Origin of the sequence: Vibrio sp. BS-M-Sm-2 (genome assembly GCF_041504345.1) — a bacterium.
GTDB lineage: Bacteria > Pseudomonadota > Gammaproteobacteria > Enterobacterales > Vibrionaceae > Vibrio > Vibrio satsumensis.
On record NZ_CP167894.1, the window covers coordinates 1,749,354 to 1,773,907 of the forward strand.

22 protein-coding genes are annotated in these 24,554 nt (G+C 45.9%); 8 read left to right on the top strand and 14 right to left on the bottom strand.

The window, feature by feature from the left end; translation table 11 throughout:
• Positions 1 to 12 precede the first annotated feature (12 nt).
• The 10 genes from gspL to gspC form a co-directional block, all read right to left on the bottom strand.
• Positions 13 to 1,242 carry a type II secretion system protein GspL gene (gene gspL / locus AB8613_RS07875; protein ID WP_372384780.1) on the bottom strand — a complete coding sequence of 410 codons (1,230 nt, stop codon included), beginning with the start codon at positions 1,240 to 1,242 and terminating at the stop codon, positions 13 to 15.
• Positions 1,211 to 2,260 (bottom strand): type II secretion system minor pseudopilin GspK, encoded by a 1,050-nt coding sequence (gene gspK, locus AB8613_RS07880; RefSeq protein WP_210447240.1) that lies wholly within the window; start codon positions 2,258 to 2,260, stop codon positions 1,211 to 1,213. The genes gspL and gspK overlap by 32 nt, the downstream gene beginning before the upstream one ends.
• Positions 2,244 to 2,975, bottom strand: a complete 732-nt coding sequence (gspJ, locus tag AB8613_RS07885) for a type II secretion system minor pseudopilin GspJ (RefSeq protein ID WP_372384781.1) — start codon at positions 2,973 to 2,975, stop codon at positions 2,244 to 2,246. Before gspJ ends, gspK begins: the two co-directional genes overlap by 17 nt.
• A complete protein-coding gene (gspI, locus tag AB8613_RS07890) occupies positions 2,962 to 3,357 on the bottom strand; it encodes a type II secretion system minor pseudopilin GspI (RefSeq protein ID WP_146491977.1) in 396 nt (131 codons plus the stop codon). The genes gspJ and gspI overlap by 14 nt, the downstream gene beginning before the upstream one ends.
• A complete protein-coding gene (gene gspH, locus AB8613_RS07895) occupies positions 3,344 to 3,937 on the bottom strand; it encodes a type II secretion system minor pseudopilin GspH (RefSeq protein WP_210447243.1) in 594 nt (197 codons plus the stop codon). The genes gspI and gspH overlap by 14 nt, the downstream gene beginning before the upstream one ends.
• A gap of 82 nt (positions 3,938 to 4,019) precedes the next feature.
• The gene (gene gspG, locus AB8613_RS07900) at positions 4,020 to 4,463 is read right to left on the bottom strand and encodes a type II secretion system major pseudopilin GspG (RefSeq protein WP_017062485.1); all 444 of its coding nucleotides are present in this window, start codon (positions 4,461 to 4,463) and stop codon (positions 4,020 to 4,022) included.
• A gap of 88 nt (positions 4,464 to 4,551) precedes the next feature.
• Entirely contained in the window at positions 4,552 to 5,772 is a 1,221-nt protein-coding gene (gene gspF / locus AB8613_RS07905) for a type II secretion system inner membrane protein GspF (RefSeq protein WP_050652109.1), read from the bottom strand.
• Position 5,773: 1 nt separating this feature from the next.
• The gene (gene gspE / locus AB8613_RS07910) at positions 5,774 to 7,276 is read right to left on the bottom strand and encodes a type II secretion system ATPase GspE (RefSeq protein WP_019826480.1); all 1,503 of its coding nucleotides are present in this window, start codon (positions 7,274 to 7,276) and stop codon (positions 5,774 to 5,776) included.
• Positions 7,276 to 9,300, bottom strand: coding sequence for a type II secretion system secretin GspD (gene gspD, locus AB8613_RS07915; RefSeq protein ID WP_210447244.1), 2,025 nt, complete (start codon positions 9,298 to 9,300; stop codon positions 7,276 to 7,278). The genes gspE and gspD overlap by 1 nt, the downstream gene beginning before the upstream one ends.
• Before the next feature lie 41 nt (positions 9,301 to 9,341).
• Positions 9,342 to 10,265: a type II secretion system protein GspC gene (gene gspC / locus AB8613_RS07920; protein ID WP_146491975.1), complete on the bottom strand. Its 924-nt coding sequence runs from the start codon at positions 10,263 to 10,265 to the stop codon at positions 9,342 to 9,344.
• 288 nt (positions 10,266 to 10,553) lie between these two features.
• On the opposite strand from gspC, the gene hslR reads away from it, so the two are divergent.
• From hslR to AB8613_RS07940, 4 genes are all read left to right on the top strand, one after another.
• On the top strand, positions 10,554 to 10,940 hold the full coding sequence (gene hslR / locus AB8613_RS07925) for a ribosome-associated heat shock protein Hsp15 (protein ID WP_146491974.1): 387 nt from the start codon (positions 10,554 to 10,556) through the stop codon (positions 10,938 to 10,940).
• Positions 10,941 to 10,958: 18 nt separating this feature from the next.
• Positions 10,959 to 11,852 (top strand): Hsp33 family molecular chaperone HslO, encoded by an 894-nt coding sequence (gene hslO / locus AB8613_RS07930; protein ID WP_146491973.1) that lies wholly within the window; start codon positions 10,959 to 10,961, stop codon positions 11,850 to 11,852.
• 337 nt (positions 11,853 to 12,189) lie between these two features.
• The gene (gene pckA / locus AB8613_RS07935) at positions 12,190 to 13,815 is read left to right on the top strand and encodes a phosphoenolpyruvate carboxykinase (ATP) (RefSeq protein WP_285953020.1); all 1,626 of its coding nucleotides are present in this window, start codon (positions 12,190 to 12,192) and stop codon (positions 13,813 to 13,815) included.
• A 154-nt stretch (positions 13,816 to 13,969) separates the two neighbouring features.
• Positions 13,970 to 15,940: an AsmA family protein gene (locus AB8613_RS07940; protein ID WP_372384782.1), complete on the top strand. Its 1,971-nt coding sequence runs from the start codon at positions 13,970 to 13,972 to the stop codon at positions 15,938 to 15,940.
• Positions 15,941 to 15,977: 37 nt separating this feature from the next.
• Here AB8613_RS07940 and AB8613_RS07945 read toward each other — a convergent pair whose 3' ends face one another.
• From AB8613_RS07945 to AB8613_RS07955, 3 genes are read right to left on the bottom strand one after another with little or no spacing between them, the layout of a single operon-like run.
• Entirely contained in the window at positions 15,978 to 16,913 is a 936-nt protein-coding gene (locus tag AB8613_RS07945; RefSeq protein WP_146491970.1) for a bifunctional GNAT family N-acetyltransferase/hotdog fold thioesterase, read from the bottom strand.
• Positions 16,914 to 16,929: 16 nt separating this feature from the next.
• A complete protein-coding gene (dtd, locus tag AB8613_RS07950; RefSeq protein WP_004735590.1) occupies positions 16,930 to 17,364 on the bottom strand; it encodes a D-aminoacyl-tRNA deacylase in 435 nt (144 codons plus the stop codon).
• Positions 17,336 to 18,277, bottom strand: a complete 942-nt coding sequence (locus AB8613_RS07955) for a virulence factor BrkB family protein (RefSeq protein WP_372384783.1) — start codon at positions 18,275 to 18,277, stop codon at positions 17,336 to 17,338. The genes dtd and AB8613_RS07955 overlap by 29 nt, the downstream gene beginning before the upstream one ends.
• Before the next feature lie 42 nt (positions 18,278 to 18,319).
• On the opposite strand from AB8613_RS07955, the gene AB8613_RS07960 reads away from it, so the two are divergent.
• Both AB8613_RS07960 and AB8613_RS07965 read left to right on the top strand, forming a co-directional pair.
• Positions 18,320 to 18,961, top strand: coding sequence for a DUF2959 domain-containing protein (locus AB8613_RS07960; protein WP_048607602.1), 642 nt, complete (start codon positions 18,320 to 18,322; stop codon positions 18,959 to 18,961).
• Positions 18,962 to 18,992: 31 nt separating this feature from the next.
• Entirely contained in the window at positions 18,993 to 19,523 is a 531-nt protein-coding gene (locus AB8613_RS07965; protein ID WP_372384784.1) for an AAA family ATPase, read from the top strand.
• 180 nt (positions 19,524 to 19,703) lie between these two features.
• Here AB8613_RS07965 and typA read toward each other — a convergent pair whose 3' ends face one another.
• Positions 19,704 to 21,539 carry a translational GTPase TypA gene (typA, locus tag AB8613_RS07970; protein WP_017059220.1) on the bottom strand — a complete coding sequence of 612 codons (1,836 nt, stop codon included), beginning with the start codon at positions 21,537 to 21,539 and terminating at the stop codon, positions 19,704 to 19,706.
• Positions 21,540 to 22,102: 563 nt separating this feature from the next.
• Between typA and glnA the strand changes: the two genes are divergently transcribed.
• Together glnA and AB8613_RS07980 are read left to right on the top strand one after the other, a co-directional pair.
• A complete protein-coding gene (glnA, locus tag AB8613_RS07975) occupies positions 22,103 to 23,512 on the top strand; it encodes a glutamate--ammonia ligase (protein ID WP_019826498.1) in 1,410 nt (469 codons plus the stop codon).
• Between the two features lie 405 nt (positions 23,513 to 23,917).
• Positions 23,918 to 24,487: a DUF4124 domain-containing protein gene (locus AB8613_RS07980; protein ID WP_372384785.1), complete on the top strand. Its 570-nt coding sequence runs from the start codon at positions 23,918 to 23,920 to the stop codon at positions 24,485 to 24,487.
• Positions 24,488 to 24,554 lie beyond the last annotated feature (67 nt).

Sequence of the window (24,554 nt, forward strand, 5' to 3'; positions counted from 1 at the left end):
TCCTTACGCAGGTTATTGATGGGGTTTAAGAGTAAAGCTGCCAAATACGGCATCACCATTACGGTTTAATGGACCCTGTTCAACGGTAAACTTCTCTTCGAGCTTCACTCTCGCAGTCTCAAAGTGTTGGAAATCAGAACTTTTCGCCTGTAGTCGAACCTCAGAGCGATTGCCATCGTAGCGAATGCTTTCGACTTCAATCGACTTCACCTGCCCTAACGTTTCTGGCAGTAACGCTAGCCAGCCTAGTAAGGATTCACCATCGCCTGAGCCGCCATATTTCTTAGCTTCATCGTTCATCTGACGCTTAAGATAGCTGACTGTTGGGATACGTTGTTTACCTGGCAGCACTGCTCTAAAGATACGTTCACTCTCCATGCGGTAAGCTTGTGCTTGAGCTTCGTATTGTTGAACCTTCAACACTTGTTGAGTCACAATCACAGCCACCAGCAAACAAGCAGCAATCGCTACTTTCTGCCATACGCGCCAATATTTACTGAATGAAGATTTGGTTTTAAAAGTGCCAGTCAGTAAGTTTACGCCGCTTGTGATCGCTTGCTGGCTCAGTAAAGACATCACCAATTCCGCAGGCTTTGCCTGCCAATTCGCGCCGCTTTGCTGTTGAACGTCTTCGCTCGGCATTGCTGTGTAGCTGAAGATAGTCGTCGCTTGCTCTTCGTCATCAGCAACCACCCAATCACTTTGCAAAAACATCGGTAACCATGCTTCGCTGATCGATACCGCTTGATAGTTGCCTTGGCGCAGTAGCCAATGCTGGTCGATCTGCAATGCACTGATGCCAGGTTCTTCAAAAGGCACGGCCAGTGTATCTGGCAACACCTTACGGAAGATAATATTGGCTTCACGAAACAGGTCTAAAGCTTGCTTTAACCATTCGCGGTCGACACCACACACGGTAGCGTGCGTTGAGTCTTTATCTAAAATCGTCAGGTGTAAGTCTTCGATATCTTGTGCGACTTCGTCTTCTAATAAAAACGGCAGCATAGAATCGAACTGGCGAGCAGCACCTTTCGGGATCTCAACACGCTTAATTAGGCATTCATTTCCCGGCAATAAAGCGATACAGCTGCGCTTTTCAGCGTAAGGCGTTAACTCATCCAGCTGTTCCCAGCTAGACAACTCGCCACTTGCTATCACTTCTTGTTGGCTTGTCGACCAAACTAACCACTGCACAGGGCTTTGTGGTTCGCTACTCAGTCGAACGGTCAGAAACTCGCTCACTGATTCCTCCAAAACGACGGCGTACTACCGTCACTGTTTCTCGATTACTACTATAGAAAAGCGTCCGTATACGTACACGTGACTGCTCAACTAATACCTCTGCATCTAGCTCAAAATAGGCGCTATCTACAGTTAAATACGCTTTCGCTTTTTTGCTAACTTCGGCACTCACGCCAACAATGGCAGGTTCAGCCATAAAAGCATCCACCGTATCCCAGCCATCAAATGGGCGTTTGTCTATTAGCTGTTTAGCATCTGACTCACTTAAGCCAGGTGCAAACATCGCCTCCAATAAAGGTGCCTGCTTTTCCGTGAGTGTATTCACGTTCAAGCGAAAATCGTCGCTAGGCAGAGCGCAAACAAACGGGCGAACCTTATTCATGACTTCACCCGTGACCTGATAAACCGCTCTTAGCTCAGATTCATCCGCCATTAAGCCATTCGCCGCCAAATAAGATGGCTTCATCGCTTCATAGGTGCTGTCTTCTACCCCCGCTGAAGAGGTGGTTCGGGTATCTGCGTCAACAAATTCCCACGTTGAGTTTGCGATAACCTCAGCCTGATAAGGCTCAACGTCTTGATTTTCTAATAAGGTTTGCCAAACCGTGATCAAATAAGGTGTCTGGTTACTTGAAGTGCTCGCCACCCCAGCTAACGAATTAAGATTAAAGCAAGCCTGAGCATCAACGATGCGTCCTTTAACTTGACCGTAATCCAATGGGTATACTTGCTCTTCTAGCGCCCATGGTTGACTTAGATTCACGGTATCACTGTCTTTGTAGCTTTGCCTAATACCGTCTTGCACCAGCGCTTCTACACCAATGCTGTACCAGTAAGCCTGTTGGTAATTCAGTTGATTACCAACGCGCTTGAATTGCGTAAACAGACGTTCCGACATACTGCCAGCGATAGTTGCCATGATCGCCAGTAGCATCAGGATAATGATCAGCGCAACACCACGCTGCTTGCGACCCATAGTAGACCTTGTCCGTGCAAGCTTGTTAGTTCGATGAGTCATTATTCCCCTCATTACTACCTGAAGAGTCACTGTTTGAAGAATCATCGGCCTGATCTAGCGTGCCACCGGGAGTGAGATAAACACGTTCTATCTCACCATAATCTTTCAAGGTTAGCTTTAATCTTACCGCTTTCGGTAGCGATTTGTCGGTTTGCCACTCTTTACCCCAGCGGCTTCCGTCATAAAACTCGAATTCCAAGCTTTCAACATCATCAAGCAAAGGCGTAATCACACCTTCTTGGCCTGCAGGGGTATCGGGGTAACGCCACCACACACGCTCAAGTGTTTCTTCTTTAATGCGATAACCCACTTTGGTGACTTCTCCGCGAGGAAACTGCTGCTGTGGGTTATGCCAACCAAGGCGAGTGAACATGATGCCAACGCTGTCGGAATCCAGTAAATACTCTTTAATTAATATCAGCTTAGATGATGTTTCTTCACCGTTGGTACGAAATTGTCGCACCGCCATCTGGCGAAAATCATTATCTAAAATGACCAAGCTACGTTGCAGTTGATTTAAACGAGCGCTGCGCTCGATTGAAAGCTCGTTGCTGCGCTGAACCTGATTGACTACCTGATAAGCCGCCATGCTTAACGTGGCAAAGATAGCGATAGAGACCAAAACCTCAATTAAGGTAAAGCCTCTCCCGCTCGAAGATAGACCTTGTGTACGAGACACACGCTTATTGGCGGACATGCTCTTACTTGACCACATAACTGCGCACCGTGACCACTGGAGAAGCTTGTTTACTGGTTGCCACACTCACATCAAACGCCTTTAATAAGTCATCGCTAGTATCGATTGGCGTAACCTTCCAGAACCACTCTCTTCCAGCCAGCTCTTGTGTACCCTGTACTTTTTTTAGCTTCTCAGGGTGCAACATCACCAAGGCCATTTGATTATCAACGACCATAGCAGCAAAGGTTTTTTCTTCTAGATAACTGAGGGTATTGATGTGCTGGGTGACAGCACGAATCACACTGATCGCCGCGGTCGCAAAGATAGCGAGCGCAACCAAGACCTCAAGCAGCGTCATTCCTCGAGAACCAAGGGTCATGCCACGATAACGAGAAGGAGAACGGTTATTCCTCTTCATCTTCTTCTCCAGGCTCTAGTAATCGAATGACACCATTGTCCAACACTCGAATACGCCAACCATCTTGTATGGTGTCACCCGTATTAGGATAAAACGATAGTACAAACGGTGTCATTTCAGCACTCGACAAGATGTAGATCTGTGGTGGTTTCGGCTTCTTATCCTCTTCAAGATCCGCAAACATATCTTCATCAAACAAGCTTCCTGGATTGAACAACCGATCATCATCTTCCCATGCACCACCACCTAGAGTCAGTGACAATGCGAGCTCTTCCGGTAGTTCAGTTAAAGAGGGAATTTTTTCAAATTCGACTTCTTGCCAGCCTTCAGACTTAAGCGCCATCAGTACATAGGTCGATTTCTTTTCATCAACACGAACGCCAAAATCCAAACCACTCAAAATCGCCTCTTCATTGAGTAATTGAACTCGCTGATAAAAGCTTTGTGCATATTTTTTGGCGACATCTTTACTATTGGTAGGAATGGTCGCGATCACCGCGACTGCCGTTACTGACAGTAATACCAACACCAAAAGGATCTCAATTAAGGTGAAACCTGGCTGTGTTTGCTTAGTTTTCACCTTGTAGACTCCATCTGTTTACGTCCTACCATCAATAACGAATCAAGCGACAATAACGTATCAACCAACAACAAGCCGAAGCTTATTGAAAGTCTTGCATGTTCCAGTTGCCGATATCCGCAGCAATACCTTCACCACCTTCTTGGCCATCAGCACCAAGAGTGAAAATATCGATAGTGCCGTTATCACCAGGGCTTAGGTATTGGTACTCATTACCCCATGGGTCGTTAGGCAGACGCTTGATGTAGCCACCGTCGCGGTAGTTGCGAGGCTCAGGGCTGCTTGGCTTAGAAACCAATGCATCAAGACCTTGATCCGTTGTTGGGTAAACGCTGTTATCCAGTTTGTACATATCGAGCGCGTTCTCTAGCGCCACGATATCAGTGATGGCTTTTTGTTGGTCAGCCTTCTCTTTGTTACCCAATAGGTTAGGTACAACAAAGCTCGCCAATACGCCAAGGATAACCACAACAACCATCACTTCTAATAGGGTAAAGCCTGATTGTTTCTTCATTCTATTTTTCATTATTTTCTCCAAATTACAGACAGCGAGTTGAAGGTAATAATGTCCTTCTTCTCGATAATCCAAAAACTAACGTCTTATGAGCAATCAGTTAGCCGCTCATTAAATTATTCATTTCAAGCATCGGCATTAGGGTCGCCATCACAATGAACAGCACTAAACCTGCCATCAAAGCGATAAGTGCTGGTGTGAAAATACCTAGCGCGATATTCACGGTCGATTCAAAACTTTGGTCTTGGTTGTCCGCCGCTCTTGTCAGCATTTGTTCTAACTGACCACTCTGCTCACCACTGGCGATCATATGCAGCATCATTGGAGGGAAGAGTTTGGTTTGATCGAGCGCTTTACGCAGGCTTGCCCCTTCTCTCACGCTATCTGACGCTTGTAAGACTTGTTGTTTCACATGGTGATTCGACATTACATCTACCGCCACTTTCATCCCTTCAAGGATAGGAATCGCACTCGAAGTACAGATAGAGAGTGTTCGTGCAAAACGAGAGGTATTAATCCCTTTTGCGATCTTGCCAATCAGCGGAATGCTTAATAGCTTGCGATCCCAACTCATGCGAACGCCCGGCTTTTTCAGCGCGGTCTTAATCAACACAATCACACCAATGCTCAACAACAGTAATTGGATGCCCCAATTCTGGATAAATTCACTCGATGCCAATAAAAATTGTGTCGATTGAGGAAGCTCTTGACCCATTTGGATAATAGGCTCGACAATCTTAGGTACCACAGTTGCCAGCAGGAACGAAACAATCGTCACCGCAAACACCACCAGCACAACTGGGTAGATCATCGCTTGCAGCAACTTAGAGCGCATCTTCTGACGGTTTTCTGCGTAATCAGCCAGTCGCTCCAATACTGCATCTAAGTGACCCGATTTCTCACCAGCTGCGACCATAGCTCTAAACAGTTCATCAAAGATGTGCGGGTAATCAGCCAAGCTATCCGCTAGCGAATAACCTTCCGTTACCTTCGAGCGAACCGACAGCAGCATGGTTCGAATGCGTGGCTTTTCAGACTGCTCAGCGACGGCCTTCAAACACTCCTCTAACGGCATGCCTGATTGCACCAAGGTAGAAATTTGGCGAGTAATCAAAGCAAGGTCTGGTGTGCTGATACCACGCTTAAAGCTGGTTGATGGCTGAGCACCTTTCGATGTTTTCGCTTTAGCTTCGGTCATCTCAACCGGCATCAAGCCTTGTTCTTTTAAGCGTTGGCGAGCCTGACGAGCGTTATCCGCTTCAATCGAGCCCTTTTTGCTCTTACCTTTGGCATCCAGTGCTTTGTATTCAAATGCCGCCATATTAGACTTCCTTGGTCACGCGCATCACTTCTTCTAGGGACGTTACCCCTTTAAGAACTTTGCTCAAGCCATCATCTCTAATACTTGGTGTTGTGCCACGAATTGCTTTCTCAATTGCCTGTTCACCAGCTTCACTGTGAATCAGCTCTTGCACCGAATCGTCAATCATCAATAGCTCATGAATACCGGTACGGCCTCGATAGCCTTTGTGACTGCAGCTTTCACATCCTTTTGCATGGTAAAGCGTCAAACTCTCTTTCTTCTTCAGTCCAAACAGCTTTTTCTGCTCTTTATCAGCTTCATAAGGTTCTTTACAGTCGTTACACAGAGTACGAACCAAGCGCTGAGCCAGAACACCCAGCAGCGAAGAAGAGATCAAGAAGGGTTCGATGCCCATATCACGTAGACGTGTAATCGCACCGATTGCAGTATTGGTGTGAAGGGTCGACATTACTAAGTGACCGGTCAAAGAGGCTTGAACAGCGATCTCCGCGGTCTCCAAGTCACGTATCTCACCAATCATTACGACATCGGGATCTTGACGAAGAATGGCACGTAAGCCACGAGCAAAGGTCATATCAACCTTAGGGTTCACCTGTGTTTGACCAATGCCATCGATATCAAATTCGATTGGGTCTTCAACGGTTAGAATATTTCGCTCATTACTGTTGAGCTCTTGCAGGCCAGCGTACAAGGTCGTTGATTTACCAGAACCTGTAGGACCCGTCACCAAAATAATGCCGTGTGGGCGCTGAATAAGCTTGCGGAAGTTTTCGTGGTTCTCTGCTGTCATGCCTAAACTGTGCAGGTCTAGGCGAGTCGCGTTCTTGTCCAACAGACGCATTACTACACGCTCACCGTGCGAAGAAGGCATGGTTGAAACACGAACATCAACCGCTCGGCCACCGATACGCAGAGAGATGCGGCCATCTTGTGGCACGCGTTTTTCCGCAATATCCAGTTTAGCCATAACCTTGACACGCGAAACCAATAACGGAGCCAGTTTACGGCTCGGCGCTAACACATCACGTAACACACCATCAATACGGAAACGGATAGACAGTGACTTCTCGAAGGTTTCGATATGAATATCCGAAGCCCCTTCTTTGATCGCCTCTCCCAGCATCGCATTGATTAGCTTGATGATTGGCGCATCGTCTTCCGATTCGAGCAAGTCTTCATCTTGTGGCAGTTCTTCTGCTAACGAGAAGAAGTCGTCGTTGTCGGCACCAATATCTTCCATCAATTGGCGCGCTTCTGAAGAATCACGTTGGTACGCATCGGTCAGCTTTTTATCAAACTCATCGGCGCTGATCGCTTGTGGCGTGAAACCATTTTTCACAACACGGCTTACTTCAATGATCGCCGCCGATTTTAGAGGCTCTACATAATAGAGTACCGGCGGACGCTCTGGGTGCTGATATTCCAACACCATCTTGTAGCGATTCGCAAAGCTAAACGGCAAGCGCTGATAAGTACGTGCCGCCCCTACCAATTCAGCCATTATTCTGTTTCCATTTGATCGATGAAGGCTTGGATTTCAGCCGGGTGATTCATATCGGCGCCAAATTTAGGCAATACCGGGATATTATCGTCAGCCATCAGTTTCAAACCTTGCTCTGCCTTGTACAGCTGCTCAGCTCGAATGAAGTTGTATTTACGCTGAGTGATACCATCTGCTGTCATGCCATCACGGATGATGGTTGGCTTAATGAATACCATTAGATTCTTTTTCTCAACCTGAGTACTGGTTGATTTGAACAGGTGCCCAAGAACAGGAATATCACCTAGGAATGGCACTTTAGACTCACTCTCTAACGCACGTTCATCAATCAAACCACCAAGCACCAACATTTGGCCATCTTGAACAATCACAGACGTATTTAGCTGTCGTTTAGCAAAACGTACATCTACCGCGCCGTTCGCGCCCAATACGTTCGACACTTCTTGTTCAATATTCAGCTGAACTGAGTCACCTTCGTTGATCTGTGGCACCACTTTAAGCTTGATACCCACTTCTTTACGTTCAACCGTTTGGAATGGGTTATCGTTACTTGAACCCGCCGTCGAGCCAGTTAAAACCGGAACTTCTTCACCAACGATGAACGACGCTTCGCCGTTGTCCATCACGGTAATACTTGGAGAAGATAGGATGTTTGAATTGGAGTCGGTTGCTACCGCACTGATCAAGGCAGTCCAGTCACCCATTACCACGCTCATGGCTGCGCCATTAACACCTGAAAGTGCAGAGGCTAATGTTGAATAATCACCTTCTTCAGTGGTGGTTTCGTTTCGTAGGAATTTTCCGTCAGAGTCATAAACAGCGGTGGTTGTAGTAGAATCTTTAGCTTCTTCTAAACCCACCATTACGCCACCGATCGATGCACCAGTGTTGCTGTACTGGATCATTGCACCCGTTTCTAGGTTACCCCATTGCACACCAAGGTTAACGCCATCGCCTTCTGCCATTTCAACAATCAAGGCTTCAATCAATACTTGAGCACGACGAATATCCAGTTGTGCGATCACGTCTTGCAGCGCATTCATAATGTCTGGCTGTGCAGTAATAACCAAAGAGTTGGTATCACTGTGGGCGGAAATCATTACTTGGTTGCGTTGCGATGAGCTGCCTTTGGTTGATGACTGCTTCTCTGATTGTAGGTTGTCCGACACGCCTTTCAGCACATCAACCAGATCTTCTGCTTTTGCGTATTTGAGGTAGATAACTTGGTTATTGCCCTTGGTTGCCATTTCGACATCAAGCTGCTCGATAAGCTTTCTTAATCGGCTACGAACCTTAGGGTCACCTGAAATAAGGATCGCATTGGTACGCTCATCAGCAACCAATTTAGGTTGTAGGAACGCAGGTGTATTTTTAGCATCTGTGGTTTTACTTAACGCATCAACGATACGTACCATTTCTGCCGCGGAAGCATTCTTTAGCTCAACGACTTCAATCTCTTTATCACCCGCTTGGTCAACGCGCTTGATGATTTCAGCTAAACGGTTTACTACCGCCGCTCGGCCTGTAATAAGGATGATGTTGGCTGGGTCGTAATGCACAACGTTACCCGCGCCTGCATTGTCGTTCAATTGACGAAGCAGAGGAGAAAGTTCACGAACCGAGACATTACGAACCGTCACTACGCGTGTCACTACGCTATCACCAGTGATCGAATCACGGTCACCAACAACAGGGATTGCCGAGGTTTTCGAATCTTTAGCTTTGATGATCTTAAGAACACCCGAGTCCATTTCAACAACTGCGTAGCCATACACCTCTAGTACGTTTAAGAAGAAGCTGTAATATTGCTCTTCATTCAATACGTCGTAGCTGCGTACATCGATTTTTCCGCGCACCGAGGGATCAACGATGATCGTCTTCTCTAGGTTACGACCAACAATATTAATAAACTCTTGGATATCAGTGCCCTTAAAGCTGGCACTAAAATCACTCGCGATGGCTGCGGGTGTGCAGATCAAGCTTCCTGCCAATAACCATGCACTTTTCTTAAACCAATGCTTCACGTACTTCTCCTACACTTTCGTCCTTCGTTAGACGCAAAGTTTTAAAATTCAATAAACACTTCATGTTGTTGACCATCTCTCTCGACGACGAGATTTAACTCTGTCAGCTCTGAGATAGAACGAAATATGTTGCCCATAGCGGCTGGGTCTGTCAGGTCTTGTCCATTTAACTGAGTAGCAATATCTCCGTTTTGGAGCCCTACTGAGTTAAAAAGTTCTGAATCTTTGCCAGGGCTCACACGATAACCAATAACGCTATCGTCGCGCTTCACCTGAGACAATCGAACATATTGGAAGATTTGTTGCGGATCTTTCATTATCTTCGCTTTAATTTCATCAAGCTTCTCTTCTGCAGAAGCCGGGTTATTACCACGAACCGAAGAAGAACTACGAGGTGCTGCAGGCGCTGAGACAGCTAAACGCTTGTACTCAATACCTTCAAGCATCAAGGTTTCGTCTCGCCCTGAGTTATCAATGATTACGCGGTCGACTAATACGGCTTTAAGCTTAGCTCGGGTGCCTTCAATCTCTTCATTAATCCCATAAGTCGCTTGTGTACCGCGATTGGCAATCACCGCTAAGCTTAATTTTGGATTTGAACTCGCTACCGCACCAACCAAAACCAAGTTCAGTCGCGTCTTTGGTGCATCTTGGATAACTTGCTGTTCAACTACAGCGGGCGTGGTTGGGTTATAAGCACCAAACATGTTGCTCTGCTGCAAAGAAGAGATATCAAGGGTCGATTGAGGAGTAGAAGACGATGAAGCTGTTGCTTTCCAAGGCACGACTGTGTGCTCAGCAGGCTCAATAAACCATGCAAGCTGTCCTAAAATCCATGCGGAAGCTGCAATCAATACACAGCACGTCGCTAGACTTAGTTTCTGCTGGATTACAAATCCGTTCTCTAACAAGCGGCTCAACACAGGAGAACTTCCTACGCGATTCTTGAGCTCTAAAAAGTTCACTTTCCTTGCCCCTTTTCATGACGGCAAACGCTGTAAATTATTAAACTTTCAGCTTTTTTATTCATTCGTTCGATACCGAGCTTATTTAAGCATAAGATCCTGAACTATATCATAGCAAATCTATAAATCGGCATTACATGGCTATTTTGTATTATGACTTGAAAAAAATGCTAACCGCCTCCACATAAAACCTCTATCTAATGTGATAAGCATCATCAAAAACATGTTGCGCACTGTTCACTACAGTTAAACCGCATTCATTTCTCACTTAATAAGGCACAGCCCTATATGAAAACTTCTAATGAAGCTGTCAGACTCGATAAATGGTTGTGGGCAGCACGCTTTTACAAAACTCGGTCTATTGCTCGTAACATGGTCGATGGTGGCAAAGTCCACTATAATGGTCAGCGCAGCAAGCCAAGTAAAATTGTCGAACTTGGGGCTGTGATTACATTGCGCCAAGGTAATGAAGAAAAGACGGTTACGATCGAGAAAATCTCAGCCCATCGTGGCGGAGCTCCGATTGCTCAAACCCTCTATGAAGAAACCACCGAGAGCTTGGCAAAAAGAGAAGAGTTTGCGACACAACGTAAACTAAATGCTCATAACCCAGCTCCAGAGCGTCGCCCTGATAAGAAGCAACGTCGTGACATCATCAAGTTCAAGCATCAATAAGCTAGAAGGAATAGCCAAATGGCAGACCCAATGTCTACAAGTAATGTTTTAAATCGCTACCTATTTGAAGACCTATCAGTACGTGGTGAATTGGTACAAATGGATGAAGCGTACCAACAGATTATTTCTAGCAAGGAATACCCAGCGCCAGTACAAAAACTACTGGGTGAGCTACTGGTATCAACAACGCTATTAACTGCGACCCTAAAGTTTGAAGGATCTATCACTATGCAATTGCAAGGTGACGGTCCAGTATCTCTAGCAGTTATCAATGGCGATCACGATCAAAAGATCCGTGGTGTTGCTCGCTTTGAAGGCGATATCGCAGACGACGCAGGTCTACACGACCTAATGGGTAAAGGTCACCTAGTGATCACCATCGATCCTAAGAAAGGTGAGCGTTACCAAGGTATCGTTGGTCTTGAAGGTGACACGCTTGCCCAAGTACTTGAAGGCTACTTCGCTAACTCGGAACAACTTAAGACTCGTCTATGGCTGCGCACTGGCGAGCACGAAGGTAAAGCACACGCTGCAGGTATGTTGCTACAAGTGATGCCAGACGGCACTGGTTCGCCAGATGACTTCGAGCACCTAGAGCAACTAACAGACACCGTTAAAAACGAAGAGCTATTTTCTCTAGAAGCGAACGAATTGCTTTACCGCCTGTACAACCAAGAAAAAGTACAACTGTTCACACCACAACCAGTTCAGTTCTTCTGTGGGTGCTCTCGCGAAAGAAGTGGCGCTGCTATCATTACCGTTGCTCAAGAAGAGATCTACGACATCCTAAGCACCGAAGGAAGCGTTGGTCTTCACTGCGATTACTGTGGCACAAACTACTCGTTCGACAAGAACGATGTTGATGCTCTGTACGCAGAAGCAGCAGATAAAGGCAGCAATACGGTTCATTAATTTACAGCGTACCAAAAACACGTAATTTACCCCAAAAAGGTCAGCGCTAAGCTGGCCTTTTTTGTGATCAAAATAGCGCAAACTCCGTAACATCTCGTAATAAAATCACCGCTTAATTTTAATCAATTAATAATGTTCTCGCCCCTAGCGCAAAGGTTTGCGTACAGGATAGACTAGTTAGGCCAATATGTGACGAGACACTTAAAACCTCATGGTTAATATGGATATTTTTTGAGCTGTATCCCTGTTTCCCCCGAGTCTCGTTGCTAGCATGGTGAGCAGATAACAATAAAAAATTAATACAAAATCCCTACAAAATATCCTACAAGGAGCACCTATGACCGTTATGGAACATACTAAGGCTGCACAAATTGATCTAACTAAGCACGGACTGACTGGCGTTACTGAAGTTCTTCGTAATCCTAGCTACGAGCAGTTATTCGTTGAAGAAACACTGCCAGGTTTGGAAGGCTACGAAAAAGGCGTAGTAACGGAACTAGGCTCGGTTGCAGTTGACACTGGTATCTTTACTGGCCGCTCACCAAAAGATAAGTACATTGTTAAAGATGACACGACCCGCGATACCATGTGGTGGTCAGATCAGGGCAAAAATGATAACAAACCGATTACAACTGAAGTATGGAGTGAGCTGAAAGAGCTTGTGACAACTCAGCTATCTGGCAAGCGTCTGTTTGTCATTGACGGTTATTGTGGTGCTAACCCAGATACGCGCTTAAGTGTACGTATTATCACAGAAGTAGCGTGGCAAGCGCACTTCGTTAAGAACATGTTCATTCGTCCAACTGACGAAGAGCTAGCGACGTTCGAACCTGATTTCGTGGTCATGAACGGTGCTAAAACAACGAACCCTAACTGGGAAAAGCAAGGTCTAAACTCTGAAAACTTTGTTGCTTTCAACCTCACAGAGCGTGTTCAAATCATCGGTGGTACTTGGTACGGCGGTGAGATGAAGAAAGGTATGTTCGCAATGATGAACTACCTACTTCCTCTGCAAGGTATCGCTTCAATGCACTGTAGCGCAAACGTCGGCGAGAAAGGCGACGTAGCGGTATTCTTCGGTCTATCAGGTACAGGTAAAACAACTCTATCAACGGATCCTAAACGTCAGCTAATCGGTGATGATGAGCACGGTTGGGACGACGACGGTATCTTCAACTTCGAAGGTGGTTGTTACGCGAAGACCATCCGTCTATCTAAAGAAGCAGAACCAGAAATCTACAATGCAATCCGTCGTGATGCACTGCTAGAAAACGTAACGGTTCGTGGCGATGGCTCTATCGATTTTGATGACGGTTCAAAAACTGAGAACACTCGTGTTTCTTACCCGATTCACCACATCGACAACATCGTTAAGCCAGTATCAAAAGCAGGTCACGCTCAAAAAGTTATCTTCCTGACTGCTGATGCATTTGGTGTACTACCTCCGGTTTCTAAACTGACTCCAGAGCAAACCAAGTACCACTTCCTATCTGGCTTCACTGCGAAACTAGCAGGTACTGAGCGCGGTATTACTGAACCAACACCAACCTTCTCTGCGGCATTTGGTGCGGCATTCCTAACCCTTCACCCAACTCAGTACGCTGAAGTACTTGTGAAGCGTATGGAAGCGGCTGGCGCTGAAGCTTACCTAGTGAACACAGGTTGGAACGGTACTGGTAAACGTATCTCTATCCAAGATACTCGCGGCATCATCGACGCTATCCTAGATGGCTCAATCGATAAGGCTGAGACTAAGGTTATCCCTATGTTTAACCTAGAAGTGCCTCTAGCACTGCACGATGTTGACCCAGCGATCCTTGACCCACGCGATACGTACACTGACCCTCTACAATGGGAAAGCAAAGCGAAAGATCTAGCAGAGCGCTTCATCAACAACTTTGATAAGTACACGGACAACGCTGAAGGTAAGTCACTGGTTGCGGCAGGCCCACAACTGGACTAATCCAATCATCTGCTCGGGCTTAGCCAAAAGCAAACGCCCAATTTAAAATGATATTTTTGTAGCAAGCCCCTCTTTTGAGGGGCTTTTTTGTTGCTGCCTGACTCTTTTTGTTCCACTCTATTTTGAGACTATTGAAATTTAAGGCTTTCAAGGAATGAAAAAGGTATTGATGGTGTTCGGCATTGTGTTGGCTATCGCCGTTGCAACTATCGCAGCGTTGCTATTAAGCCTGCAGACCCAATACCGTGCGGATGTTGCTAACTTTTTTATCAAACATACGATTGAACAACCTGTGTTCATTGAAGATGTGGGTTATCAGGCGCCTTATCACATCACCTTAATGGGCATAACCCAAAGCCAACCCGAAAAACAGACACCTCTATATATCGACAAGATCGATCTTTGGTTCAGCCCAGACTCTCTCCTTGAAGCCAAACTGGTTTTAGACTCTGTGTTGATCAGCGGACTACAGTTAGAAGCCGACGATCTAACAACACTCACATCAGTGTTTACCCAACCAAACCTCAAGCTGCGTCAGCTGGCGATCAATAATCTAGATTTCTCGACCCCAGACTTTAATGCGCGAGGCATCGACCTTCAGATCTCCGCACCAAAATGGGAAGACGACAACTCACTGCTACCTTATGGAAAAACCCAACTCTCTGCCTCACAACTGTATTGGCAAGGTGAAGCATTCGATAATCTGTTGATTGACCTAGATCTCAAGCCGAGTGACAGCACCCTTTATGGTGCTTCATTTGATTGGCGTGGCGCCAAAATCTCCGGACAAGCTGAACAATATCAACATGATTGGTCGTTGGTGAATGTGACAATAGATAGTTTGCGATTAAACGAAAAACAAGCTCAAAGTCTACTGAATAAAGAGTGGAATGTGGCAGGTATTCAGATCAACCACATCAACAGCTTAGATATTCTGCGTAGCGACGTAGAGTGGAAAGATGGTCACCTCGCAGCCTTTGATGCCTCTTTAGAAAATATCCAACTGCCCTTTGAACTATGGAAGCAGCAGAAAGCCATTTTCTCTCTGCAAGCAGAAGGAGTGACCATTGATGATGACATGTTCATCGAGCCAAATATCAAGCTAAGCCTAGAGCCAAACCAGATTCTAATCGAAGATTTCTATACTCAATTCCTGCAGGGCACTGTACAACTCAATGGCGAAGTCACCCCTAGCAGCATTGAATTAGAGCAGCTCGACCTGCAAGGCATAAAATGGGTCACTGAAAACCAAGATAACCCTCTAGCCGCCGCTCGCCTATTACCTTGGCTCACACAGGTCCAGAGCGTCGAGATTAGCCGACTTAACATAGAACGCAGTCAACTCATCCAACTCGCACAAAAGCCTTACTGGCAGGCCTCAGGGTTACATGTCGAAGGGCATAAGGTTCAATTTCTGCAAGATAGAAAACTGGGCTTATGGCAAGGCAAATTGATGGCGAGCGCAAACGATGCCAGTTACCAAAACATTGTTAGCGCACAGCCGGTGGTTGAGATGAATAGCGAACAAGGGAAATGGACGCTGACACGTCTGTTTGCGCCACTTAGGAATGGCTATATTGAAGCCAATGCAACACTCGATTTTAACCAAATCAGCAAGCCATGGAGCTTAGATATCTCTGCCGATGGGTTACCGATAGCACCCATGCTGCAACAACTTGAATTACCGCTCGATGCAACAGGTTATGGCGAGTTCGAACTTCAAGCCGCTGGGTTATACGGCGATTCACTGATGCTCGGCTATTCAACCACAGGACAACTCAAAGGCAGCGTTCGCCAAGGTGTGATGACCTTTAACGACAAGCTTTCTGAAACATCGACTGATAACGTGTTTGAAATCCCAGAGCTCAATGCGAATTTTGACCGTGGACGCTTCACTCTCGAACCGATGCACATTATTGGTGCATCGGCAGCAGAGCAAGGCGAAAAAAGGATTCAAACGCTCAATGGTGAGGTGTCTGGAGAGCTCGACTTACTTAAAGCCGAGCAACACACCCTATCGATTACCCTATCGGACACATGCCATCAAATCTCAGGCAAGCTCACCCAAGCTGAGTATTCTGAGATTAACGACTGCCAACAAAAAAGCGCCACTCCTCAGGAGTAGCGCTTTCAGTCAATCTTTACAGTATTACCGGTGTTAGCTATTCGCTCCCATTTGAATCTGTCGAGAGTATCTTTTTATAGTCGGGGATCAACATGTAGGTTCCGGTAAACTCTACCGCTTCCACATCACCACTGTTAATAGTCACATGAATGATGATACGTGCCTTTCTGCCCGACGCGAGGCGGTCTAAATCACCGCTGATCCCATCCAATGAGGTAGAGGCCACTGGGTTTTGCTCAACCGGGTGACGATAACGAATATTACTGTCTGCCAGCACGATATCACCTGTCAGGCCACGCTCTTTCATCAGTAACCAAGTCATACCCCAACCCGTTAAGGTCGCTAAGGTAAAGGCGGAGCCTGCAAACATGGTGTTATGCGGGTTCAAGTTAGGATTCAGCTGAGCACTACACTCAAACTGGTAACCCGTGTATTGGTTAATCTTGATGCCCATCTTGTCACTGATCGGGATCTGATGTTCCCAGCGCTGCTGCAGCTCATTACACCACTCAGGCTTACGCAGAACATCTGCCATTGGGTCAAGGTGCTTAACCATCTGTTGGTGACGTACAGGGCCACGTTGGTCATTAATCTCACCGCGACGTTCAAATTCATTCTTCTCATAGAATGAGATCGCATCTTCACGTGCATTACACACCAAGCGCTTAGCGCCCTCTTGGCGAGCCAATGACTCAAGTGCGACTAGAATCAATGAGCCCATACCTTTGCTTCGGCGAGAGTTCTTCACCGCCATGTAGCGGATCTGACCTTCTAAATCTGGGGTGATATACAAGCGACCAATCGCCATCGGGCGACCACGACCATCAACAATCATGCGATGGTGACTCATTGGGTCGTATTCATCGCGCTCTGAACCTACCGGCATTCGCCAAGGTTCACGGAGCATCTGCCAACGAAAATGGTAATACTTGTTTAGCTGATTTTCGGTGGTCGGTGTTATGAGTTTAAACATGCTTATTCCTTTAAGCCTAAACCTGCAGCCAGAATGTCACTGGGCCATCATTAACCAAAGACACTTTCATGTCGGCTGCGAATCGGCCACGTTCCGTTGGCAACACTGATTCACATTGGTCTGAGAAATAGTTGTAGAGACGCTCAGCATCTTCTGGGTGAGCACCACGAGAAAACCCTGCTCGAGTCCCTTTTTTGGTATCGGCTGGCAGAGTGAATTGAGACACCACTAATACCTTACCTTCTACCTGCTTCACGTTGAGGTTCATTTTATCGTCTTCATCTCCAAAGACACGATAAGTGGTTACTCGTTCCATCAAACGTTTGGCTTTGGCTTCATCATCACCTTTTTCTACGCCTAACAGAACCAATAAGCCTTGCTCAATCTCACCAACTACTTCGCCATCAACACGGACGGCAGCTTCACTTACTCTCTGGATCAGTGCTATCACTGTTGTTTCCTTGCTCTGTGATTTTGTCTTTATCCGACGAGTGTACCATTTCTTTCGGGTCACTCCACTGTTCCTGCTCACCCAATGCGGCCGTCACCTCAGCACCAACCAGCACGATCAACCAGCACAAATAAACCCAGACAAATAGAATTGGAATTGCCGCCAATGCACCATAAATCAACTGGTAAGAAGGGAATTGAGTAATGTAGGCCGCGAAGCCTTTCTTGCTTAATTCAAACAGCAGAGCCGCCACTAGAGAACCTGCAGCTGCATGAGAAAAGTGTATCTTTTTGTTGGGAACCAGCAGATACAGACCGAAAAACGCAAAGAAAGAGAGAATCAAAGGAAGTTTGCGAATTACGGTATTAAAAGCACCAGACACCACCTCATTTTGCAGCAAGCTCAATGAGGTCACGTAAGACGTTGCAGCAATACTCGCTCCCACTAGAATTGGTCCAAGCGTGAGCACCATCCAGTACATAGAGAAAGACAGCACCGCACGACGCTTTTCCGTTACTCGCCAGATGTAGTTTAAGTTCTTATCAATATTCGAAATCAGCATCAGCGCTGCAATGAATAAGAACACACTACCTACCGCCGTCATCTTGCCGGTATTGGCAACGAACTCCAACAATGCGCCGTGTACTGCATCCCCAGATGCCGGAACAAAGTTGGTAATAACGAAGTTTTGAATCACGATACCAACATCAGCAAAGATGGAGAATGACGACAAGATAGAGAGCAATACCGTCAGCATAGGAACGATCGAGAGCAAAGTAATGTACGCCAAGTAGCCCGCATTCACATTCACTCTATCGTGCGTCATTCGCGCTAAAAGATAGCGAGAAAACTGAATACTGAGTGTGCCGACCTTTTTTATCTTCAACTTGTAACTCCCTTGTAACTCGTTCATAGTCCTAATTAATATTCCGTTACTTAACTATAGGAAACTAGGATGCCTTATTTAATAGTTATAGTCCTCTCTATTTTTACTCTTACTGGATGCCAATCCGCTTATTACTCTGCAATGGAACAGGTGGGCTACCACAAACGTGACATCATGGTCGATAGAGTAGAAGACGCTAAAGAGTCGCAGCAGGATGCTCAGGAAGAGTTTACCAGCGCACTTGAAGCACTCAGCAGCCTGACTAACTTCAGTGGTGGCGACCTTGAAGACATGTACAACCAGATCAACGATAAATACCAAGACAGTGAGAAAGCCGCGCAAAATGTCAGTGATCGTATTGCTGCGATCGAAGATGTGTCAGATGCGCTGTTTGAAGAGTGGCAGAATGAATTAGATCTCTACACCAGTGATTCACTGCGCCGCTCGAGTGAGCAAAAGTTGCGTGAAACCAAATCGTCTTACCAAACGATGCTGTCAGCAATGAAGCGCGCCGAGAAGAAAATGGATCCCGTGCTCAATACCCTTCGCGATAACACGCTTTACTTGAAGCACAACCTCAATGCGAGTGCTGTGGGTTCACTGCAGGGTGAATTTATGAGCTTAGAAAAAGACATCGCCTACGCGATCAAACAGATGAATGCTGCAATAGCAGAATCGGATAAGTTCCTAGCTCAACTGAACCAGAAATAACGCCCGTAGACACAAATAAAGATAAGCCCGTATGAACCCAATCATTATTACTGGCGGCCCTGGCGCCGGAAAGACCACACTAATTAATGCCTTGGGAGATGCGGGTTACCCAACCTTCGCTGAGTCCTCTCGCCAGTTAATCGAACAGCAGAGCCAACTTGAGAACGGTATCTTACCTTGGTTAAACCTTCCGGGCTTTGCTCGCCTATGTTTAACCGTCATGAGCGAACAAAAAGACCAAGCCAATCAACGTCCGATTGCGTTTCTCGATCGCGCTATTCCCGACATCTGCGGTTACTTGTCCCAGGCCAGCCTTGAGGTTACTGAGAACTACCGAGAAGCGAGCCAAGGCTATCACCCTCAAGTGTTGTTCTGTTGCCCTGAGGCTTCCATCTATGTTCAAGATGAAGTGCGCCCTTACCCATTTGAAGAAGCATTAGCGATTCACCACTCGCTGGTCAAAGTCTATCGAGAGCTAGGTTATAAGGTAGTTGAAGTGCCCTTTATGTCGGTCGCTGAGCGAGTTCAGTTCGCTGAAAGTCACCTAGGAATCAAAAGCTAGATTCCAGATATTTCGCTCCTCAATTCTGGAAGGACGATTCGCTAAGTAGATATCGAACACACTCTTCGTATCCCGCATCTCGTTTACTCGTATCTTAGCTAACTAAAAAACAAAAGCCCTGAGCAGCTTGGCTACTCAGGGCTTTCTTATTTAATTAGCTAGAAGCTAGTCAGCTGGCAATTAAGCCTTAGCTGGACGTGCTGCACGCTTACGTTCGTTTTCAGTAAGAAGTTTCTTACGGATACGAATGCTTACAGGCGTTACTTCTACTAGTTCGTCTTCGTCGATGAACTCAAGAGCTTGCTCTAGAGTGTGACGGATAGGTGGCGAAAGAACCTGTGCTTCATCAGTACCTGATGCACGAACGTTCGTTAGCTGCTTACCTTTCAGACAGTTTACTGTTAGGTCGTTTGAACGGTTATGAATACCGATGATTTGACCTTCGTATACTTCATCTGCGTGCTCAGCAAATAGACGACCACGTTCTTGTAGGTTGAATAGTGCGTAAGTCAGTGCTTTACCAGTCGCGTTCGAGATTAGAACACCGTTGTTACGTTGACCGATTACGCCGCCTTTGTGAGGACCGTAGTGATCAAATGAGTGGTAAAGAAGACCAGAACCAGACGTTAGAGTTAGGAACTCAGTTTGGAAACCGATAAGACCACGAGAAGGCATCATGAAGTCCATGCGAACACGGCCTTTGCCATCTGGAGACATATCAGTTAGCTCACCTTTACGTAGACCGATGTTTTCCATGATGCCACCTTGGTGCTCTTCAAGCACGTCGATAGTCACAGTTTCAAACGGTTCAGTTAGGTTGCCATCTTCGTCTTTCTTGATGATAACTTCTGGACGAGATACAGCTAGCTCGAAGCCTTCACGACGCATGTTTTCGATCAGGATAGATAGGTGAAGTTCACCACGACCAGAAACACGGAAACGATCTGGGTTATCAGTTTCTTCAACACGTAGTGCAACGTTGTGTACTAGTTCTTTTTCTAGACGCTCAAGGATGTTACGTGAAGTAACGAACTTACCTTCTTTACCCGCGAACGGAGAAGTGTTTACTTGGAACGTCATTGTTACTGTTGGTTCATCAACAGAAAGCGGAGTCATTGCTTCAACATTATTTACGTCACAGATAGTGTCTGAAATTTTCAGCTCACCAAGACCAGTGATTGCAATGATGTCGCCAGCGTTAGCTTGCTCAACTTCGTGACGGTCAAGACCTAGGTAACCAAGAACTGTACCTACTTTACCGTTACGTTTTTTGCCTTCTGCATTTACGATAGTTACTTGTTGGTTTGGCTTAACAGAACCACGAGTAACACGAGCAACACCGATAACACCTACGTAAGAGCTGTAATCAAGTTGCGAAATTTGCATTTGTAGTGGGCCGTCAAGGTCAACTGCAGGCGCGTCTACTGTATCAACAACAGCTTGGAACAATGGTTCCATGTTCTCGCCAGTTTCGCCTTCAGTCATTGTTGCCCAACCGTTTAGAGCTGAAGCGTAAACAACTGTGAAGTCTAGTTGCTCATCAGTAGCACCTAGGTTGTCGAAAAGGTCGAATACTTGATCCATAACCCAATCAGGACGAGCGCCTGGGCGGTCAATCTTGTTGATTACAACGATTGGCTTAAGACCGTGTGCGAATGCTTTTTGCGTTACGAAACGAGTTTGAGGCATTGGGCCATCAACTGCGTCAACGATAAGCAGAACAGAGTCAACCATAGACATGATACGCTCAACTTCACCACCGAAGTCCGCGTGTCCCGGAGTATCTACGATGTTGATGCGGTAATCATTCCAGTTGATTGCTGTGTTCTTAGCAAGAATGGTAATGCCACGCTCTTTTTCGATGTCATTCGAATCCATGACACGCTCTTCAGCTTCACCACGAGACTCAAGAGTGCCTGACTGTTGTAGCAGTTTATCAACCAAAGTCGTTTTACCGTGGTCAACGTGCGCGATGATCGCGATATTTCTTAACTTATCAATCTGTGGAGTAGACATGGATTCTCGATTCACTCATAAAAGTAGCCGTCACTTATCTCAAAAGTTTGGATAATAACCGCTAGCTTGATTTAAAAAACGGTCAATAATATACCAGATTCTAGACAAAAACCCAGAAATATGTGATCTGAACCAAGGCTTTTTTCTTTATTAGCGATTCATATCCGCTTAACTTTGATTCAGTACAGTGTTGAGCAGCCAAATTCGTAGGACTCTAAAAAAGCATCACCGGCGAGTGGCGAGCCAAATCTCCGGCAAAATGACAAAAGTGGATTGACAACTTAGGCAATTCATTGCTGAATGGTGTTCGCTTATTGTCTCATATTGGTGCACAGACAAACACTTGCACCAATAAAGTGCAACCAGAGATCATTTTGGTGCAAAAACCAGATTAGGCAAAATTGAAAAACAAGTAAATCATTGAAATTAATGGAATAATTTTTTTGGCACGTTTTTGGCTATAGATAAATCAGCATCGATTAATGCACTTATAGACATTAATCAATGCTAGTTTCAACCGAATCGAGCTAATACCGAATTAATAACACTGGAGGTTATCCAAGATGTCAGTAGAAAATGTACTATCCCTGATCCAAGAGAACGAAGTTAAATTTATCGACTTACGTTTTACTGATACAAAAGGTAAAGAGCAGCATATCTCTATTCCTTCTCACCAAGTTGATGCAGACTTCTTCGAAGAAGGCAAAATGTTTGACGGCTCTTCAGTAGCTGGTTGGAAAGGCATTAACGAATCTGACATGGTAATGATGCCAGATGCAGCATCTGCTGTACTGGACCCATTCACAGAAGACGCAACGCTAAACATCCGTTGTGACATCCTTGAGCCTGCAACAATGCAAGGCTACGACCGTGACCCACGCTCTATCGCTAAACGTTCTGAAGAATACCTACGTTCTACAGGTATCGCAGACACAGTTCTAGTTGGTCCAGAGCCAGAATTCTTCCTATTTGACGACGTTAAGTTCTCAAACGACATGTCTGGTTCTTTCTTCAAGATTGATGACGTAGAAGCAGCTTGGAACACAGGTTCTGACATCGAAGGCGGTAACAAAGGTCACCGTCCTGGCGTTAAAGGCGGTTACTTCCCAGTAGCTCCTGTAGATTCATCTCAAGACATCCGTTCAGCAATGTGTCTAGTAATGGAAGAGATGGGCCTAGTAGTTGAAGCTCACCACCACGAAGTAGCAACTGCGGGTCAAAACGAAATCGCAACTCGCTTCAACACGCTAACAGCGAAAGCTGATGAAACTCAAATCTACAAGTACGTTGTACACAACGTTGCTCACGCATTTGGTAAAACAGCGACATTCATGCCTAAGCCACTAGTTGGTGACAACGGTTCTGGTATGCACGTTCACCAATCTCTAGCAAAAGACGGCGTTAACCTGTTTGCTGGTGATAAGTACGGCGGCCTATCTGAAATGGCGCTTTACTACATCGGTGGTGTAATCAAGCACGCTCGTGCAATCAACGCGTTTGCTAACCCATCAACTAACTCGTACAAGCGTCTTGTACCTGGTTTCGAAGCACCTGTAATGCTTGCTTACTCAGCACGTAACCGCTCTGCTTCTATCCGTATCCCAGTAGTACCAAGCCCTAAAGCACGTCGTATCGAGCTACGTTTTGGTGACCCAGCAGCGAACCCATACCTATGCTACTCAGCAATGCTTATGGCTGGCCTTGACGGTATCAAGAACAAGATTCACCCAGGCGAAGCTATGGATAAAGATCTATACGACCTTCCTGCAGAAGAAGCAGCTGAAATCCCAACAGTTGCAGAATCTCTACAAGAAGCTCTAGCAGCGCTTAGCGAAGACCGTGAGTTCTTAACAGCTGGCGGCGTATTCTCTGACGATTTCATCGATTCTTACATCACTCTGAAATCTGACGACGTACAACGCGTGAACATGGCTACACACCCACTTGAGTTTGAACTGTACTACTCAGTTTAATCTCCTGTAGAGATAAGCCATTTCTTACTGCAATCTTGTAAGAATCGCTGACTAAATATTAGGCTCGCCTCGCAGGCGGGCCTTTTTTATATTCTCTCGACGCTCCCCTCCTCGTACCATACTAGATACCAATCGTAGCAAATAACTACTCAGCCTAGCTTGTTAAAACACTCGATAACATCGTTAGGTTTTTTGATTGTAGAATAACTACTTATCGAAAAAACCTGCCTCGTTTTCAAGCCTTTTTCCTGCGCTATTTCTGAGCATTAACTTACTGTGATTGGTATTTAACAAAAGCCCTCAGAGGCTGTCGCGCTAAATACAATAAAATCAAAACCAATAAAATCAATAACAAAACCAACGCCAAACGTGAAATCACCTAGTGGTGACAAAGAGGCTAAAGATATGAAAAATATACTGTTACTGATCGGGTTAACAGTCGCGCTCTCGTGCTCTGCTCAAACGGTGTATACCTGGGTGGATGAGGATGGCGTGCTCCACTTTAGTGATAACCCTAGCGCTCAAGATGCCGAGGCTCTTCGCCTGCCAGATGTGCAAGCTTCAGCATCCGCCCCTAAATTTGAGGCCTCAACTCCGGTAGACACCGCTGCTTTACCTACAACTAAAACGGCAACGCCAGCTAAAAATCAGGCAAAAACAGAAACCACAAAACGTGAGGTCCCCACTCAATTAGCCCTCACCATGCTGACTCCAGTTCATGATCAAACCATTCATAGCAACCGCGGCTTAATCCCGATTCAGATAGATCTCAACCGAAAACTTGGTATCGGGGAGCAATTACAATTGATACTCGATGGCCGTCGTTATGGCGCCCCACAGACCCAACCTATTTGGGAATTAAAAGGTATCGATCGAGGTACTCACACCATTGCAATTCAAGCACATAGAAGCGGCAAGCTTATTGCATCTACTAGTCCAGTCACCGTGTATTTACATCGAGCGACGCTCAAGTAGGCCAATGTGTTAAAAGAGACTGGATTACCTCTACTTTTCACCAAATCGAAGCAGCTTTCAGCGACTC